The sequence below is a fragment of the Variovorax sp. BGA-UO-ETr-C22 genome (assembly GCF_059567965.1).
In genome coordinates this window covers 584,619-599,948 of the sequence record NZ_JCAQPA010000010.1, presented here as the reverse complement: position 1 = coordinate 599,948, position 15,330 = coordinate 584,619, and the positions used below count along the sequence as shown (strand labels likewise).

The following is a 15,330-nucleotide window of genomic DNA, read 5'->3' as shown; positions in this document are numbered from 1 at the left end:
TCCTGGGGCTACAGCGGACACGCGAAGGTGTCTGGCCGCGCGCGATCGAATACCTCGTTGGCCCAGAGCATCACGACCATTTCTTCGGTGCCGATGTTGGTGATGTCGTGCGTCCAGCCAGGCACGGTCTCGACAATTTCAGACTTGTCGCCCGCAGTCACCAGTTCATGGGTTTCGCCGGTGTGCATGTGCCGGAACTTGAACCGCGCCTGCCCCTTGATGACGAGGAACTTCTCGGTCTTGCTGTGGTGATAGTGGCCACCCCGGGTAATGCCCGCGTGCGCGGTGAAGAACGAGAACTGGCCGGCGTCGGGCGTCTTGAGCATTTCGACGAACACACCGCGCGCGTCCCCGTGCTGCGGCACGGTGTAGGCAAACGAATCGGGCGGCAGGTAGCTCACGTAAGTCGAATAGAGCGCGCGCACCAAGCCCGTTCCCACGCGGTCGGTCATAAGCGTGTTGCGGCTGTCTTTAAACGACTGGATCTGCCGGGCCAGCTCGCCCACCGTGGTGGTGTATTGCGGCGTGACCGTCGCAAAACCGTCTGCGTCCACGGTGGCGTCGGCGCCATCCATGAGCTGGACGAAACGCTCGATGACATCGTCGACATACACCAGCGTGACCGGCGCGGCCGGGTCATTGACCTGGATCGGCAGGTCGCGCGCGATGTTGTGGCAGAAGGTGGCCACGGCAGAGTTGTAGTTGGGCCGGCACCATTTGCCGAACACGTTGGGCAAACGGAAAAGGTGCACCGGAATGCCATGGCTAACGGCGGCCGCTTGCAGCTTCCCTTCCGCTTCGCGCTTGCTATGGCCATACGGGCTATCGCGTTCCGCCTGCGTGGATGACGTGTAGATGATCGGCACCTTCTTGCCAGTGGCTTCGGCGACAGTGCAAACGGCGCGACACAGGCTCTGTGTGAGTTCGGCATTTCCAGAGGCGAATTCCTGCGGGTCCTGGGGGCGATTGACCCCCGCAAGATGGAACACGAGGTCCACACCTTGCAGCAGCGCGGGCAGTTGATCAACGCTTTCGTCGCGCGTGAAGCAGCGCACCTGCACATCTTTACGCTCAGCTAAGTGGAGCTGTAAGTTCTTGCCCATGAAGCCGCGAGCGCCCGTAATCAACACCTTCATCGTTTTATTCCTGTGCCTCAGCGGGCTCACCGCGCGCAATACGCTGCATAAAATCGAGCTTGAGCAACAACGTCTTCATGCCTTCCACATCGAGCCGTATGGTGTTGTGCGAGTTGTAGTCATCGCCATGTGTGCTTTGAGTAATGCGTTGTTCGCCCTCTTCCACAAACTTGGCATAGTTGAGGTCGCGGCCATCGGGCGGCACGCGATAGTAGTCACCTTGGTCTTCTGCGCAGGCCATTTCCTCCCGGCTCAGCAACGCCTCGTAGAGCTTCTCACCATGACGTGTCCCGATCTCGCGCACTTCGTGATCGGGTTTGCGCATCACTCCTAAGATGGCCTGAGTCAGTACCTGCACCGTCGCTGCTGGCGCCTTCTGCACGAAAATGTCACCGTTTTTTCCGTGCTCGAAAGCATGAAGCACCAATTCCACCGCATCATCCAACGTCATCATGAAACGGGTCATAGCTGGATTTGTCACTGTGATCGGCTTGCCGGCTAAAACCTGTTCCACGAAAAGAGGAATGACAGAGCCCCGCGAAGCCATGACATTGCCATAACGCGTGCCACAAATTACGGTCGCCTTACCCTCCAAATTGCGACTCGCGGCAACCATCACTTTCTCCATCATTGCCTTGCTGATTCCCATGGCGTTAATGGGATAGACCGCCTTGTCAGTACTTAGACAAACGACACGCTTCACCCCCTCCCCTATGGCTGCATCCAAAACATTTTCGGTGCCCAACACATTGGTATGAACAGCCTGCATAGGGTGAAACTCGCAAGAAGGCACCTGTTTAAGCGCTGCTGCATGGAAGACATAGTCCACCCCACGCATTGCAGCCATCAAGCTCCGGGAATCTCGGACATCACCAATATAGAACTTAACCTTAGGATGCGCATAGCGCTTCCTCATATCATCTTGTTTTTTTTCATCGCGACTGAAAATTCGAATTTCCCGCAAGCTCGAATTCAAAAAACGCCGCAAAACCGCATTCCCAAAAGAACCAGTCCCGCCAGTAATTAGGAGAATTTCATCCTCAAACATAAAGTACAACCTCCTTCACCTTAAAATCAAAAATTTGCGCATATGAATTTTCATTTACGACGCGAAACTCTTTCAGCAACACATCCAATTTCAGAGAGGAAGCCCCACGTTTCAGCCGCACATCTACTCCAAGAATACTGCGTCGAAAGGTACTCGGCCTTCTTCGCCAGCGAGCTTCTCAGGGAGTAATTTGAGATCATTTTTTCGACTGCAGCTCGAATGCTCTCTTCATCCTCGGGATCAAAATATATTCCCGCGTCTTGCAATATTTCAGGCATAGGTCCACGATCAGAACATGCGATAGGCAACCCTGCCGCCATGGCCTCAACGAGGGTATTTGGCATATTTTCGCAACTTGAGGCAAATATAAATATATTGGCCTTCTTCAAATAAGTTGGAATCTTCGCGTGCGGCACTGAATCAAACAACTCGACAAATTTCCCCTCAGGGTCTTCTGCCGCAATTGCTTTATCAAGTAGCGCCCTCCCTTTGCCCGAACCGCCGCCAACCAAATCCAAAAAAATCGGATAGCCGGCTTTTCGCAATCGAGAAATTGCACGGACTACGTGCCACTGGTGTTTGTACAAATCCGCATTCGAAACATAGAGACACCGAATGCTTTCGCCCGGCCCATCCATCAAAGAAGCAGGGGCAATTCTAAACTCCTCACCAATTCCGTGCGGAATAATTACGAATTTACTCAAAACCCCCGTGAACTTTTGAATGGTATTTGACGCATATTTTGTCAAAAAAAGCACCGCCGCCGCCTGCCTCATCGAGTTTATTTGCAAGCATTTCAAAAATTGAAGTCGCCAGCGGGCAAACGAAAAAACAGAATATCGTTGCATCTCTTTGCCTTCAAATGAAAGCATGTCCCGACTCATAACTACAGAAGGGAAAAATCGGCAAAAAGTCCCTGCGCCCGTACTCAATAAAACATCACAACCGGCGCTCCGGATTTCACGCGAAAACTTCTTGTACTGCCACCAAATTTGTCGAAGCAGAGATTTTTCCAATTCCGGAGGTGAATGCTTTACCAGCCAGGGAGCGTCAGGAATAGCATCTAACAACTGCTTATATGACCAAACATGTATAGCATTGATGCCATGAATCCGAGGGTCTCCAGCCTTGAGAATGCCCAACAAATGCGCTCTCGCGCCGCCTGAGCGATTTCGAGAGGCATCGATGGCCACAACCATTCCCTTATCTTCTTCATTTTTATTGCCTGCCATTTTTATCAAAAATCATTAAATTTGTTAAGAATTCATCGAACCTTGATTGGTGTGCATTTATAGAAAAATTTCTTTCCGCCAACAACCTACTATTCACGGACATCTGCTCATAGGCATCGCCATTAGCAATCAACTCAATCTTCTTCATCAATGAGGGGAGAATATTTCCTTCGTCCACAAAAACTGCATCTTTCATGTCGGTCGCGATATCTGCCACATCACCGATTGAATTCATAATGACAGGACATCCAAAGCCCCAGCTTTCAACGGCCTTCGTGGGAAAACCGGCTAGAGCGTAACGCTCATTTTCTCGAAGAAGTATTGAGAAATTACTCGCGCCATACAACCCCTCAACCTCCTCGGCGTTGAGACGCCCATAGCACTCCACAAAAGACCTATAAATTTCGGGATCTTTGCCATTCGATTTAATGATGGCCGCAAGAGCAGTCCACGACAAACCTGCTATATGCAAAACGACAGACTTATTTAGGCCTTCCGCCAACCCCGGCAATGCAAAAATAAACGGGTGCAGCTTATCTTTCCTTCCCGCGTTTCCGGCATATATAAAGTCTATGCGATTCTTTATTCTTGGGCGACTAGCGATTCCGCATCGACCGAGCAGAAGAGGAGGAATATATACAACGTTTCTCTTTTTATAATGCCGCACCAAGAAACTGCTTATGCAAATAACATTATCGAAAACCTTGTAGGCGACATGCATCCTCAACCAATTTTCAAAGGCTGCAGGCCCATATCGACCACCGGGAAGGTGATTTGCTGAAAACCATTCAGTGCTGTCGAGAACGACTTTGATTCTAAAAAATCGGCAAAGCAACCACACGCCGATGGAAAACAATGCCGGCGGGTTATATAGCACAACAACATTATATTCTCGATGATTCCAAAGCCATCTTATGGTTTTAATTCCACGGAAAAAAAATCCAAACAATCGAGAAACCCCGTTTAACTCCTTAGTTCTAAATTCGGACTGAGAGTAGCAATCGTGCCCGTTATATTTATAGAAACCATTTTCCGTGCTTGATTGCTCCCACCCTGCAAAATCAACTTGGAATCCGGAATTTTTAAAGAGCAACCCAACGCCGTAAACCCTAGAAGCGGCCGCGTCACCATTCGGAAATCTGAACGCACCCGTGTAAAGAATTTTATTCCTTTTCTCTGGATTATTCATTTTAAATTCAATTTAATCTAACGGATTTCCCATAGAGAAATCGAAACAAATACCAAGGAAAAATCACAGTCAGCACAAAAGAAAATATAACGTACGAAAATTCAGAATAGGAATATCTGGCCGCCAAAAGGATGAAATAAATATAAGGAATCAGGAACATAAATGTCTTCTCATTCATCCCTCTAAGGATTAATTTCTTATACGCAAGTATGCCTAAGATGTAAAAGACAAAGATTCCTGCCAACCCAAATATCAATCCAAATCCAAAGCCAAAATTGATAATTCCTTCGGTGACCGCTCCAGTCGCCAAATTTGAGTCTCCACCCCAAGCGTTGTCAGCGTAAACCCGTGTGAAATAAACCCCACCCGACTCCAATTTGTCCGAGTTAATTGCCCGCGGTATAAAGTTCGTCAAAAGAGATAGGTAGGTTTTCCCCCACTGCAATTCCGACAAATTTGATGCCGTAATGATATCCAACGGGATTAATCCATATTTAAAATGCGACCCCTCCAAGCCGCCTGAAGATCCGTAGTTCTCAAAAGAAACCACATCGTCTGCAACACTAACGGTGTTTCTCAACTCACCTAAAATCGCAACCAAGGAGGCGAAGGCAAAGAAAATCAATAGCAACTTTGATTTCTTAATTCTTTTAAAGAGATAGCTGTAAATAACAACAGCAGCCAGCAGCGTCATTACGATGAAGGAGCGAGAACCTGAGAGCAATCCAATGAGAACAAGAATTGAAAAATGAAATACATATAGGATCAAATTCCGCTTACTCTTGGATATCAGAACCGCGCAAAAATGGATCAGATTCAACACAATGAAGGAGGAATTTATTATCAATATATAACCCCGCCCCTCGAAGTATTTAACTCGGAGTGCAATATTAGAAATTGCGGAAGCCACCCCCCCCAACTCTCCTATTACCATCAATTGGGTTGCGATAGGAAAAACACTCAGCACCCAGACCAGAAGCACCATTTTTTTTGTTTTTACCGCCTGCTTTCTCACCCCTTCCCAATTAAGACCTACTCCTTTAGGCTCGAAGAATCCGCAAATTAAAATAATTGAGCACTGCGCCAGATAGATCGCCCTCACGAGGAAGTTATGCTCCCCAAAAAAAATATCTGCGTAGAAAAAAGTATTAAATACAATGTAGATTTTAATCGGCGAAAAAGGGTCTGGGTTTTTCCGCATTGAACGCCACATCCCCACCCCCAAAATTAGGGCGCTGAGCATGCTCAAAACTAACTCAGTGACTTCAATCATATTTTTTCAAAAGCGCCGAGCATCAAGTTCAACAAATCGTGAGGACTAAGACGCCGAATTTCGCCACCCCAGTCGCCACACAACGAGGCAGAGCAATGCATTTTGAATCAATGCCATTCCGACCAACGCAATCATTAGATGCAACGGCGTCAGCGAAGAAAAATTAAACAAGAGGAAAATCGAAACCAGCATACCGAAATCGATTGCGAGCTGATATTTTTGCAAATGAAGTGCGCGACACGCAACACGAAAAGGTGTTGCGAACAGAAAAAAGCAACACCAAGTCAATTGCAGAGGCATTAATTCACTAGCCAGACTCCATTGCGCGCCCAGCACAAATAAAAAGATGTTTGGCAAATAAAAAGCGCTGCAGCAGCCTATCGCCAAAAGAAGGTAAATCCAATTACTCGGCAGGGCCGTCAAAAAATCGGGTCGACTGGTTAACGGATTTTTCCCAAACCGATGGGACAAGACTTGAGCAAAACTCCTAGAGAGCAATGCAGTTGGCGCCCATATTAGTCGATTTGCCATTGCGTATTGCCCCCCAATAGCCTCGCCGTACTTATGCGAGAACAAAATCAATGGTGCATAAAACGCTGCCACTGAGATCAGCTCCTGTAAAGTTCCGTATATTGAAAATGATCTGTTCTCGAGAGCCATTCTCCAAGCTCCAGTCAAGCCAAACCTCCGCTTTTCTAGTGGCCCAATAGAAAATAATTTTAGATATAGGGCAACAACCCCTTCGGAAATCACAGCGCCCAGTACAAGGCCATCTTGGACAGCGAGTGCTGAAAATCCAATCTGTAAGCCGACAATCAAAAGAGCGCGCGCGATATAGAAAATCGACAGCCCCCCAAAATTCCCGCAAAAAATTAAAAACGAACTATAGGTATTGGTCAACCCGAGAAAAAAAGCGAGTAGGACCGAAAACGCAGCTACTTTCCCAAAATAAAACGCAGGAATAAAAAAAATCGCGAAAATTGCACAACCGATCAGCTGAACTTGCTCAACCCTGGCGCGCGCCTCTGGCTCGTTTCTATTTAACGGGATAGTTAAATGCAACTGCAAAGTAACTACAATGGCGCCTACAGTTGCGATGGCTTGCACCTGCGCCAACAATCCGAAATCAGCAGGGCTGTATATTCTCGACAACAGGATAATCGAAATTAATTGCAACGCTTGTGCCGCGCCGTTTCCGATGATTAGCTTTTTTAACTGCGCAAACATTCAAATCCCATCGAACAAGACGGGTTGAGGCAGAAATTGGAAACCACACCTCACTCTTGAGCTGCCGCAGCCTTGTTGTTTTTCTTAAATTCAGACACGTACCACGACACTGCAATTTTCAAGCCATTCTTCAAATTATAATTTGGCGCGTATGCGAGAAGGCGCTTGGCTTTTTCTATGTCGGCCTGACTATGTCGTACATCTCCCGCCCGAAATTCACGATGAGTCAGTTTACTTTTTGACTCAATTCCAATTCTTCTTAGATTTTCTTGAAGCTGAAAAAACAAGTCCTTCAATGTTGTTCGGTCGCCTACTGCCACGTTATAGACTTCATTTCGGCTCTCTCCTACCTCGGAGGTCGCAGCCAACAAATTGGCCTGAACAGCATTCAGTACAAAACAGAAATCACGACTAGTTTCTCCGTCCCCGTTTATGAATATTTCATCTCCTTGCAGGAGGGCAGCGGTCCATTTTGGGATCACCGCAGCGTACGAACCATTTGGGTCTTGGCGAGGGCCAAAAACGTTGAAATAGCGCAGGCCGATCGCATTAAATCCATAGTTTCGAGCAAAGACATCCGCATACAACTCATTCACATACTTGGTGACTGCGTAAGGGCTCAGCGGTTTACCGATCGTATGCTCGACTTTGGGGAGTGCCGGATGATCCCCGTAAGTGCTGCTACTGGCTGCATATGTAAAGCTCTTGACGTTGGCGTCGCGCGCAGCCACCAGCATATTTAGGAAACCAGCGATGTTGACTCCGTTTGTCGTGATCGGATCGGCCAAACTACGGGGAACGCTGCCGAGTGCGGCTTGGTGAAGAACGTATTCAACAGGGAGGTTGCCGTCGTCGCTTTCACCCATCCCTGGAGCAATTTCGGAAAATGCAGTCGGCAAGAAAACCATGGCACGTCGGCAATCATCGAGGCTTCGGATGTCGCCCTCGATGAAGTGAAAATTGGCCCATTGTTCGGCCGTCACCAGGGCCTGAACCTCAGTCAGGTTGCGCCGGTGACCTGTGGCAAAGTTGTCAATCCCCACCACGCGCTGGTTTAGTTTGAGTAAGTTCTCAAGCAAGTTGCTGCCAATGAAGCCTGCCACCCCAGTGACGAGCCACACATGACGCTCCGTAACTAAGCGAGCACAAAGCTTGTCGTAGGCCGACAGATTGGTACTAGGTTGGCTCATAGGATCTGCCTCGCTCACAGTCGGCCATCTGCAGCGCCCAAAGGGAGCAGACTCTTCACGTCGAACAGCACGGCGTCGGGCAGTCCCAGCGCCTTAATACCGGCTTCTCCTAGGGTCACAAACTGATGATGGCCCACAGCCAGAACGACAGCCGCATACCGTCCAGTTGTGGGCATCTCGGCAAGACAATGTAGGCCATACTCATGCTCGGCCTCGGCCACGTCGATCCACGGATCAAACACATCGACTTGCGTGTTGTAGCCCTTCAGAGTACGGACTATGTCCACCACCTTGGTATTGCGCACGTCGGGGCAGTTTTCCTTAAAGGTCAGGCCCAACACCAAGACCTTGCTGCCCAGCACTGGCACGTTCTTGCGCAGCATCAGTTTGATAACTTCGTCCGCGACGTGGTTGGCCATGTTGTCGTTTATGCGTCGGCCAGCCAGGATCACTTCGGGGTGGTAGCCAACTTCCACGGCCTTGTGCGTGAGGTAGTACGGATCCACCCCGATGCAGTGGCCACCCACCAGTCCCGGACGAAAAGGCAGGAAGTTCCATTTGGTGCCAGCCGCTTGCAATACTTCAAGTGTGTCAATCCCGAGTCGGTGAAAGATGAGGCTGAGTTCATTCATCAGCGCAATATTCACATCCCGCTGCGTGTTCTCAATCACTTTGGCAGCTTCGGCCACCTTGATGCTACTGGCCTTGTGAGTGCCGGCGGTGATGATTTGCCGGTACAACTGGTCTACAACCTCGGCGACTTCCAGCGTGCTGCCACTAGTCACCTTCTTGATGTTGGGCAGGCGGTGCTCCTTGTCGCCGGGATTAATGCGCTCCGGGCTGTAACCGCAGAAGAAATCGACATTGAATTTCTTGCCACTGAATTTCTCCAGCACAGGCACGCACACTTCCTCCGTCGCACCGGGATAGACCGTTGATTCGAAGATAACGATCGCACCATTCGACAAGGCCTTGCCAACGGTTTCGCTCGCCTTGATCAACGGCGTCAGGTCCGGCCGATTCGCGTTGTCGATGGGTGTGGGTACCGTCACGATGAAGACAGCACATTCGCGCAAGTCATCGGCACACGACGTGAATGCCAGCTGCGTCGCTGCCTTCAACTCTTCGCCGGTAGTTTCTAGCGTGTGATCGTGTCCACCCTGCAGCTCCGTGATGCGTTTGGCATTGATATCGAAGCCGACCACCCGACGCTTCTTGCCAAATTCCACAGCGAGGGGAAGGCCCACGTAGCCGAGGCCGATGATCGCGATAGGTTGAGTTGATTGAATGACTTGCATATTGAAAGCACTGGAGACGAAAAATTGGCGACAGACTCAGTCCAGAGCCATGCCGCCACACCGCATTCACGGCCGCTGACTTCAAAAGTAGGGAGGCCTGTGACGCGAACCTCGAGAACTCGGTCTGGGGCCAAGCTTGGCTAGCGATGCCTGATGTAAACCTCGCTGGCGTTGTTGACCACTTGCGCAGACGGCAGGATCAAACTGACCACGCGGTTCCACTTGACCAGCGGCACCGGGTCGACATACACGACGTCTTGCGACTGCAGCCGGAACTGGCTTGCCAATGCCATCGTCGCAGGGTTCTTCGCGTTCAGATGGAAGATGGCCGGCGCGCCCGTCGCGCCTTGGCGAATCACGTAGATCTGGCCGGCGTTGGAGGTGGTCGTCATCGGACCACCCGCCTCGCCCAAGGCCTCGCTCAAACTCAAACGCCCGTTGCTGCGCATGGACAGAGCGACAGGCGCCATGATTTCGCCCATCACGAAGACCTTGGAGTCTTCCCGATGCGCCACGCGAACGGTGTCGCCGTTTTTCAGAGGGATGTTGTTCCCGTCGTAGCCAGCCTCGCGCAGCCGCGTCATATCGATCGGGACCGAACGGCCATCGCGAATGAGCGTGACCGCCGAACGATTGGCGTTCGAGGTCATGCCTCCAGCGCGGTTGATCGCCTCGTTCAGCGTCATGGGCACGTCGGTGAAGATCTGCGACCCCGGGGTGCGCACTTCGCCTTCCACATAGGCGCGACGGCTTCGGAAGGACTGAATTCGCACCGTCACCTGGGGATCACGAACGTGGGGCCGCAGCAGCTTGCCGATCAGGTCGGAAGCATCGCCTTCACTCAAGCCTGCCACGCGCACACGACCGATATAGGGAAAGGCGATCTCGCCGTCAGCATCGACGATAAAGCCTGGCGCCACCTGCACACCAGTCGGGTCGGCCGACTGCGAAATCACAGCACCCGCATTGGGCAGCAGCTCAGGGTGGTCGTACACGATGACGCCCACGACGTCGCCCGACCCAATGGTGTAGCGCGCCCCCTTGCCAAACAACGCCTGCACCTCAGGCGGCACGCCCTTCGGCGACACCTCTGCCAGCGTACGCACCAACGCCAGCGAGATAGGAGTGATTTCGCCCTCAGGCGCTTCATCGGGAAGGTAGCGGAACTGCGACGGCAACTCGCCGCCTGCTTCGTATGGCTCCACCGAACCCATGCCGGGCACCACGGCACAGCCCTGGAGCAATACCGCGCCGGCAAGCGCTACCCACGCGAGGGCTTTCGCATCTCTTCTCAATTCAGGTCCCTTGAAAGTCAGTCAGTCGTATCAACAACGAAGCGGCGAAAGAACGGCAATTCCCGGAGGCATGCGAGGCTCGCACATCCGCTCTCTTGTATCGCGCTTCTTTTTCAAACACTTGTGATCGCCACCACTACGCGGCACCATTTATGTAAAAATTTGAACAGCTATAGTCGCGCTGAAACTGGCAAATTCAGGCAACAAAGGTGCAGAATTCATCGCGGGGTCACGCAAGAATCTGGCGCACCCGGGGCGAATGCGCTCTGACAGACAGAAGTCTTGAAGGTCGATTTCGCGCGGCCGCTCCCCACTGCTCCCCTCTCATCGTACCAGTGCAGTGCACTGTCAATGGGGCTTTGCCTGCGTTCCAGGATGCTTCCGGAATGCCCGCACCGCGCCGTTTTGCCTTCTTTTCGAGAGCAAAACACGGCGTATCCGACCGGTTCTACCCATCCCGCGAAATTGGAAACAAGACGTTCCAAAGCGTAGTCGGCAAGGGTTAGCTACGGAGATTGGGTACCCTCCGTCCGTTCCAGGCAAGAGCCGCCAGCGGTCATGCCTCAGTTGCAGTCCAGCATCACCCGCCGCGCCGCCGTCTTGCCCTCCCGCTTCCGCAGGCATACTGGCACCCCTTTCAACAGCAGGTCTTCAGCACCCTTTCTGAATCATGAGCATCCTCAGTGAATTCAAGGAGTTTGCCGTCAAGGGCAACGTCATCGACCTCGCCGTCGGCGTGATCATCGGGGCGGCGTTCGGCAAGATCGTCGACTCGCTCGTGGCCGACATCATCATGCCGCTCGTGGGCATGGTGTTCGGGAAGCTCGACTTCTCGAATCTCTACGTGATCCTGGGCACGGTGCCGCCGGGCGTGACGAACACGCTGGCGGAGTTGAAGAAGGCCGGCGTGCCGGTGCTGGCGTATGGCAACTTCATCACGATTGCTGTCAATTTCGTGATCCTCGCCTTCATCATCTTCATCATGGTCAAGCAGATCAACAAGCTGCGCAAGACCGAAGAGGCGGCCCCCGCAGCGCCGGCTGCCACGCCGGAAGACATCACGCTGCTGCGCGAAATCCGCGACAGCCTGAAGCGCCCCTGAGCTTTTCTTTCTGGCCGCGCGCTCAGGCGCCGGCCAGCGTTCGCGCCATGCGCAGCGCCTCGACGAGGCTCGAGGCATCGGCCACGCCCTGGCCCGCGATGTCGAACGCCGTGCCGTGATCCGGGCTGGTGCGCACCAACGGCAGCCCGAGCGTCACGTTCACACCCTTCTCCACCCCGAGGTACTTGACCGGGATCAGGCCCTGGTCGTGGTACATCGCGATCACCACGTCGAACTCGCCGCTGGACGGCACGCCGGCCTTGGCGCGCGCGCGCATGAAAACGGTGTCGGGCGCATGGGGCCCCTGGGCATCGATGCCCTCGGCGCGTGCGGCCTCGATGGCCGGCGCGATGACGGTGCGCTCTTCCGAACCGAACAGGCCGCCCTCGCCCGCGTGCGGGTTGAGCCCAGCCACGCCGATGCGCGGCGGCCGCCCGAGCGCGTGGGTCAGCGCGCGATGGGTGATGCGCAGCGTGTCCAGCACGCCGTCGAAGCGCACGGCCTCGATGGCGTCGCGCAGCGACATGTGGATGCTCACGAGCACGGTGCGCAGCTCGTCGTTGGCCAGCATCATGCGCACGGGCACATCGGCCACGGTGCGGCCCAGGTGGGCGGCGGCCTCGGCCTGCAGGAGCTCGGTGTGACCGGGGTGCGGAAAGCCGGCCGCGGCCAGCGCTTCCTTGTGCAGTGGCGCGGTGACAAGGGCCGAGATCTCGCCGCGCAACGCGGCGCGCGCGGCCCACACCACGCAGTCGCCGGCGGCGCGCCCGGCCTCGGCGCTGATGCGTCCCTGCACGATGCCCTTCGGCGATGCAATCACCTGCAGCACCGGGATGCACCCCGGCGGCACGGCAACCGCTTCAGCGACGCTGGCGATCTCCACGACAGGCCAGCCCAGCCGCCCCGGCGCCGCGAGCGCCTGCGAGGCTTTTCGCAGCGTGCCGACGTCGCCAGCCACGAACGCCCCGCGCACAGCGTCGGGTGCGTCGCGGAAGGCCTTGGCAATGATCTCGGGGCCGATGCCCGCCGGGTCGCCGAGCGTGATCGCGATCGGCGCCTTCATGCGGGGTTGTCGATGTCGATGAACTCGTGCTTCAGCCCGAGCTGTGCCGCCACATGGGCCGCCACGGCCTGCGCGCCGTAGCGCTCGGTGGCGTGGTGGCCGCAGGCCAGGAAGGCCACGCCCAGCTCGCGGGCGTAGTGCGCCTGCGGCTCGGAAATCTCGCCGGTGATGAAGGCGTCGGCGCCGGCCGCGATGGCGGCCTCGAAGTAACCCTGGGCGCCGCCCGTGCACCACGCGATGTTCTTGATCGGGCGATGGGCCGTGTCGACCAGCGTGACAGGCCGTTTCAGCACCTTCTCGACATGGGTCGCCAGGGCCTTGGCGCTGGCGAAGTTCTCGCCGTTCTCGCGCGCGCCCAGGAAGCCCAGCTCCTGTTCGCCGAAGCGTCCTGCCGACCCCGGGTGCGCCACGAGCCCCAGCTGCAGGCCGAGTTGCGCGTTGTTACCCAGTTCGGGGTGCGCATCGAGCGGCAGGTGGTAGGCGAAGAGGTTGACGTCGTCGCCCAGCAGCAGGCCCAGGCGCTGCTTCATCCAGCCGGTGACGCAGCCGTCCTGGCCGCGCCAGAACAGGCCGTGGTGGACGAAGATGGCATCGGCCTCGGCGTGGATCGCGGCCTCGATCAGCGCGCGGCTGGCGGTCACGCCCGAGACGATCTTGCGGACCACGGTGCGCCCTTCGACCTGCAGGCCGTTGGGTCCGTAATCCTTGAAGCGCCCGGGGGCCAGCAGCAGGTCGAATGCGTGAAGCAGTTCGTGGCGTGTGGTGCTCATCGCGACATTGTCGCGCTCCCTGCGGCCGGCGCGCCATCGCGCATCGGGTGGCCGCGTGCGGCCAGGGGCCACAGGGCCAGCAGGAAGCCCAGCGCCGCCAGCGCGGCGACGTAGTGCGCCGGCGCCATGGTGTCGTGCTGCAGCCAGAGCGTGAGGATCACCGGCGTCAGGCCGCCGAAGACGGCATAGGACATGTTGTAGGCGAAAGAAAGCCCCGTGAAGCGCACCGGCGCCGGAAAGGCGCGCACGCCCGCGATCGGCACCGTGGCGATGGTGCCCACGAAGAGCCCCACCAGCCCGTAGTGCCAGAACAGCGTGGCCGGCGTGCCGGGCAGCCCGGTGTAGAACAGGTAGGCGGTGGCAAAGAGGCCACCCCAGCCGATGAGCATCACGGCGCGCGTGCCGATGCGGTCGCTGGCCCAGCCGACGATCACGCAGCCGATGGTCAGGGTCAGCGTGGCGAGCGCGTTGGCTTCGAGCGCCAGCGCCGCCGGGATGTGGTGCACCTTCTGCAAGTAGGTGGGCGTGTACAGCACCACCACGACGATCGCGGCCGACAGCACCCAGGTCTGCAGCCCCACGTACACGCTCGCCAGGCGGTGCTCGCGCAGCACGGTGCGCAGCGGCAGCTCGCGGGCGACCGTCTTGCGGCCGGCCAGCTCCTTGAAGACCGGCGTCTCGTGCAGGAAGCGGCGCAGGTAGACCGAGAACAGCCCGAACACACCGCCCAGGATGAAGGGAATGCGCCAGGCGAAGTCGTTCACCTGCTCCGGCGAGTAATGGCGGTTGATGGCCACGGCCACCAGCGAGCCCAGCAGGATGCCGCCGGTGATGCCCGAAGTCAGCGTGCCGATGCCGAAGCCGTAGCGCTTGGCCGGCACGTGCTCGCCCACGAACACCCAGGCACCGGGCATTTCGCCGCCGATGGCCGCGCCCTGCAGCACGCGCATGGCCAGCAGCAGCAGGGGCGCAGCGACGCCGATGCTGGCGTAGGTGGGCAAGAGGCCGATCACCAGCGTGGGCGCCGCCATCAGGAAGATCGACAGCGTGAACATGCGCTTGCGCCCCAACAGGTCGCCGAAGTGCGCGATGACGATGCCGCCCACGGGCCGCGCGAGGTAGCCCGCCGCGAAGATGCCGAAGGTCTGCAGCTGGCGCAGCCAGTCGGGCATGTCGGCGGGGAAGAACAGCGCGCCCAGCACGGTCGCGAAGAAGACGTAGATGACGAAATCGTAGAACTCGAGCGTGCCGCCGAGTGCGGACAGGGCCAGGGTCTTGTAGTCGCGCGCATCGAGCGTGCGCGCCGGAGCGGGCGTGGCGCCGTCCGTGTAGGTAGCTTCTGAGGTCATGGCAGCAGGGGTATCGTGGCCGCTCGCCTGCCTTGAACCGGATAGGGGCAGAGCGTGGCGCGCCGACGAAGGGATCGCCTGGCCGCGTCCGCCGGGTGGGCGGCGCGGAAGGCCTGAGGGGGCGATCCGGGTCGGATCGCCTGCCGATACTAAGGGTT

Annotated in this window: 13 protein-coding genes; 1 reads left to right on the top strand and 12 read right to left on the bottom strand. The window is 55.7% G+C overall.

Features of this window, described 5'->3' with window-relative positions; all coding sequences use genetic code 11:
- Positions 1 to 8: 8 nt before the first annotated feature.
- The 9 genes from wbjC to AC57B8_RS16170 all read right to left on the bottom strand — a co-directional run bounded on the left by wbjC (position 9) and on the right by AC57B8_RS16170 (position 10,807).
- On the bottom strand, positions 9 to 1,136 hold the full coding sequence (gene wbjC, locus AC57B8_RS16210) for a UDP-2-acetamido-2,6-beta-L-arabino-hexul-4-ose reductase (RefSeq protein WP_496480124.1): 1,128 nt from the start codon (positions 1,134 to 1,136) through the stop codon (positions 9 to 11).
- 4 nt (positions 1,137 to 1,140) lie between these two features.
- Positions 1,141 to 2,184, bottom strand: coding sequence for a polysaccharide biosynthesis protein (locus AC57B8_RS16205; protein WP_496480123.1), 1,044 nt, complete (start codon positions 2,182 to 2,184; stop codon positions 1,141 to 1,143).
- Positions 2,185 to 2,234: 50 nt separating this feature from the next.
- Entirely contained in the window at positions 2,235 to 3,416 is a 1,182-nt protein-coding gene (locus AC57B8_RS16200; RefSeq protein ID WP_496480122.1) for a glycosyltransferase family 4 protein, read from the bottom strand.
- A complete protein-coding gene (locus AC57B8_RS16195; RefSeq protein ID WP_496480121.1) occupies positions 3,403 to 4,605 on the bottom strand; it encodes a glycosyltransferase in 1,203 nt (400 codons plus the stop codon). Before AC57B8_RS16195 ends, AC57B8_RS16200 begins: the two co-directional genes overlap by 14 nt.
- A 7-nt stretch (positions 4,606 to 4,612) precedes the next feature.
- Positions 4,613 to 5,878, bottom strand: a complete 1,266-nt coding sequence (locus AC57B8_RS16190) for an O-antigen polymerase (RefSeq protein WP_496480120.1) — start codon at positions 5,876 to 5,878, stop codon at positions 4,613 to 4,615.
- A 45-nt stretch (positions 5,879 to 5,923) separates the two neighbouring features.
- On the bottom strand, positions 5,924 to 7,105 hold the full coding sequence (locus tag AC57B8_RS16185; protein WP_496480119.1) for a lipopolysaccharide biosynthesis protein: 1,182 nt from the start codon (positions 7,103 to 7,105) through the stop codon (positions 5,924 to 5,926).
- Positions 7,106 to 7,155: 50 nt separating this feature from the next.
- Positions 7,156 to 8,295 carry an NAD-dependent epimerase/dehydratase family protein gene (locus AC57B8_RS16180; RefSeq protein ID WP_496480118.1) on the bottom strand — a complete coding sequence of 380 codons (1,140 nt, stop codon included), beginning with the start codon at positions 8,293 to 8,295 and terminating at the stop codon, positions 7,156 to 7,158.
- A gap of 14 nt (positions 8,296 to 8,309) precedes the next feature.
- Positions 8,310 to 9,593, bottom strand: coding sequence for a Vi polysaccharide biosynthesis UDP-N-acetylglucosamine C-6 dehydrogenase TviB (tviB, locus tag AC57B8_RS16175; protein ID WP_496480117.1), 1,284 nt, complete (start codon positions 9,591 to 9,593; stop codon positions 8,310 to 8,312).
- 140 nt (positions 9,594 to 9,733) lie between these two features.
- Positions 9,734 to 10,807, bottom strand: coding sequence for a polysaccharide biosynthesis/export family protein (locus AC57B8_RS16170; protein WP_496480531.1), 1,074 nt, complete (start codon positions 10,805 to 10,807; stop codon positions 9,734 to 9,736).
- A 751-nt stretch (positions 10,808 to 11,558) separates the two neighbouring features.
- Between AC57B8_RS16170 and mscL the strand changes: the two genes are divergently transcribed.
- On the top strand, positions 11,559 to 11,990 hold the full coding sequence (mscL, locus tag AC57B8_RS16165; protein WP_062473649.1) for a large conductance mechanosensitive channel protein MscL: 432 nt from the start codon (positions 11,559 to 11,561) through the stop codon (positions 11,988 to 11,990).
- A gap of 22 nt (positions 11,991 to 12,012) precedes the next feature.
- Here mscL and pdxA read toward each other — a convergent pair whose 3' ends face one another.
- Genes pdxA through AC57B8_RS16150 form a run of 3 tightly spaced genes read right to left on the bottom strand, consistent with a single transcriptional unit; the run spans position 12,013 to position 15,172 of the window.
- Positions 12,013 to 13,053, bottom strand: coding sequence for a 4-hydroxythreonine-4-phosphate dehydrogenase PdxA (gene pdxA / locus AC57B8_RS16160; protein WP_496480116.1), 1,041 nt, complete (start codon positions 13,051 to 13,053; stop codon positions 12,013 to 12,015).
- Positions 13,050 to 13,823 carry a Nif3-like dinuclear metal center hexameric protein gene (locus tag AC57B8_RS16155; RefSeq protein WP_062473645.1) on the bottom strand — a complete coding sequence of 258 codons (774 nt, stop codon included), beginning with the start codon at positions 13,821 to 13,823 and terminating at the stop codon, positions 13,050 to 13,052. The genes pdxA and AC57B8_RS16155 overlap by 4 nt, the downstream gene beginning before the upstream one ends.
- A complete protein-coding gene (locus AC57B8_RS16150; RefSeq protein WP_070059916.1) occupies positions 13,820 to 15,172 on the bottom strand; it encodes an MFS transporter in 1,353 nt (450 codons plus the stop codon). The genes AC57B8_RS16155 and AC57B8_RS16150 overlap by 4 nt, the downstream gene beginning before the upstream one ends.
- Between the last annotated feature and the right edge of the window lie 158 nt (positions 15,173 to 15,330).

Coding starts and splice junctions, on each gene's coding strand:
- wbjC (WP_496480124.1), bottom strand. CDS start 1,136: ATGAAGGTGTTGATTACGGGCGCTCGCGGCTTCATGGGCAAGAACTTA.
- AC57B8_RS16205 (WP_496480123.1), bottom strand. CDS start 2,184: ATGTTTGAGGATGAAATTCTCCTAATTACTGGCGGGACTGGTTCTTTT.
- AC57B8_RS16200 (WP_496480122.1), bottom strand. CDS start 3,416: ATGGCAGGCAATAAAAATGAAGAAGATAAGGGAATGGTTGTGGCCATC.
- AC57B8_RS16195 (WP_496480121.1), bottom strand. CDS start 4,605: ATGAATAATCCAGAGAAAAGGAATAAAATTCTTTACACGGGTGCGTTC.
- AC57B8_RS16190 (WP_496480120.1), bottom strand. CDS start 5,878: ATGATTGAAGTCACTGAGTTAGTTTTGAGCATGCTCAGCGCCCTAATT.
- AC57B8_RS16185 (WP_496480119.1), bottom strand. CDS start 7,105: ATGTTTGCGCAGTTAAAAAAGCTAATCATCGGAAACGGCGCGGCACAA.
- AC57B8_RS16180 (WP_496480118.1), bottom strand. CDS start 8,295: ATGAGCCAACCTAGTACCAATCTGTCGGCCTACGACAAGCTTTGTGCT.
- tviB (WP_496480117.1), bottom strand. CDS start 9,593: ATGCAAGTCATTCAATCAACTCAACCTATCGCGATCATCGGCCTCGGC.
- AC57B8_RS16170 (WP_496480531.1), bottom strand. CDS start 10,807: ATGGGTTCGGTGGAGCCATACGAAGCAGGCGGCGAGTTGCCGTCGCAG.
- mscL (WP_062473649.1), top strand. CDS start 11,559: ATGAGCATCCTCAGTGAATTCAAGGAGTTTGCCGTCAAGGGCAACGTC.
- pdxA (WP_496480116.1), bottom strand. CDS start 13,053: ATGAAGGCGCCGATCGCGATCACGCTCGGCGACCCGGCGGGCATCGGC.
- AC57B8_RS16155 (WP_062473645.1), bottom strand. CDS start 13,823: ATGAGCACCACACGCCACGAACTGCTTCACGCATTCGACCTGCTGCTG.
- AC57B8_RS16150 (WP_070059916.1), bottom strand. CDS start 15,172: ATGACCTCAGAAGCTACCTACACGGACGGCGCCACGCCCGCTCCGGCG.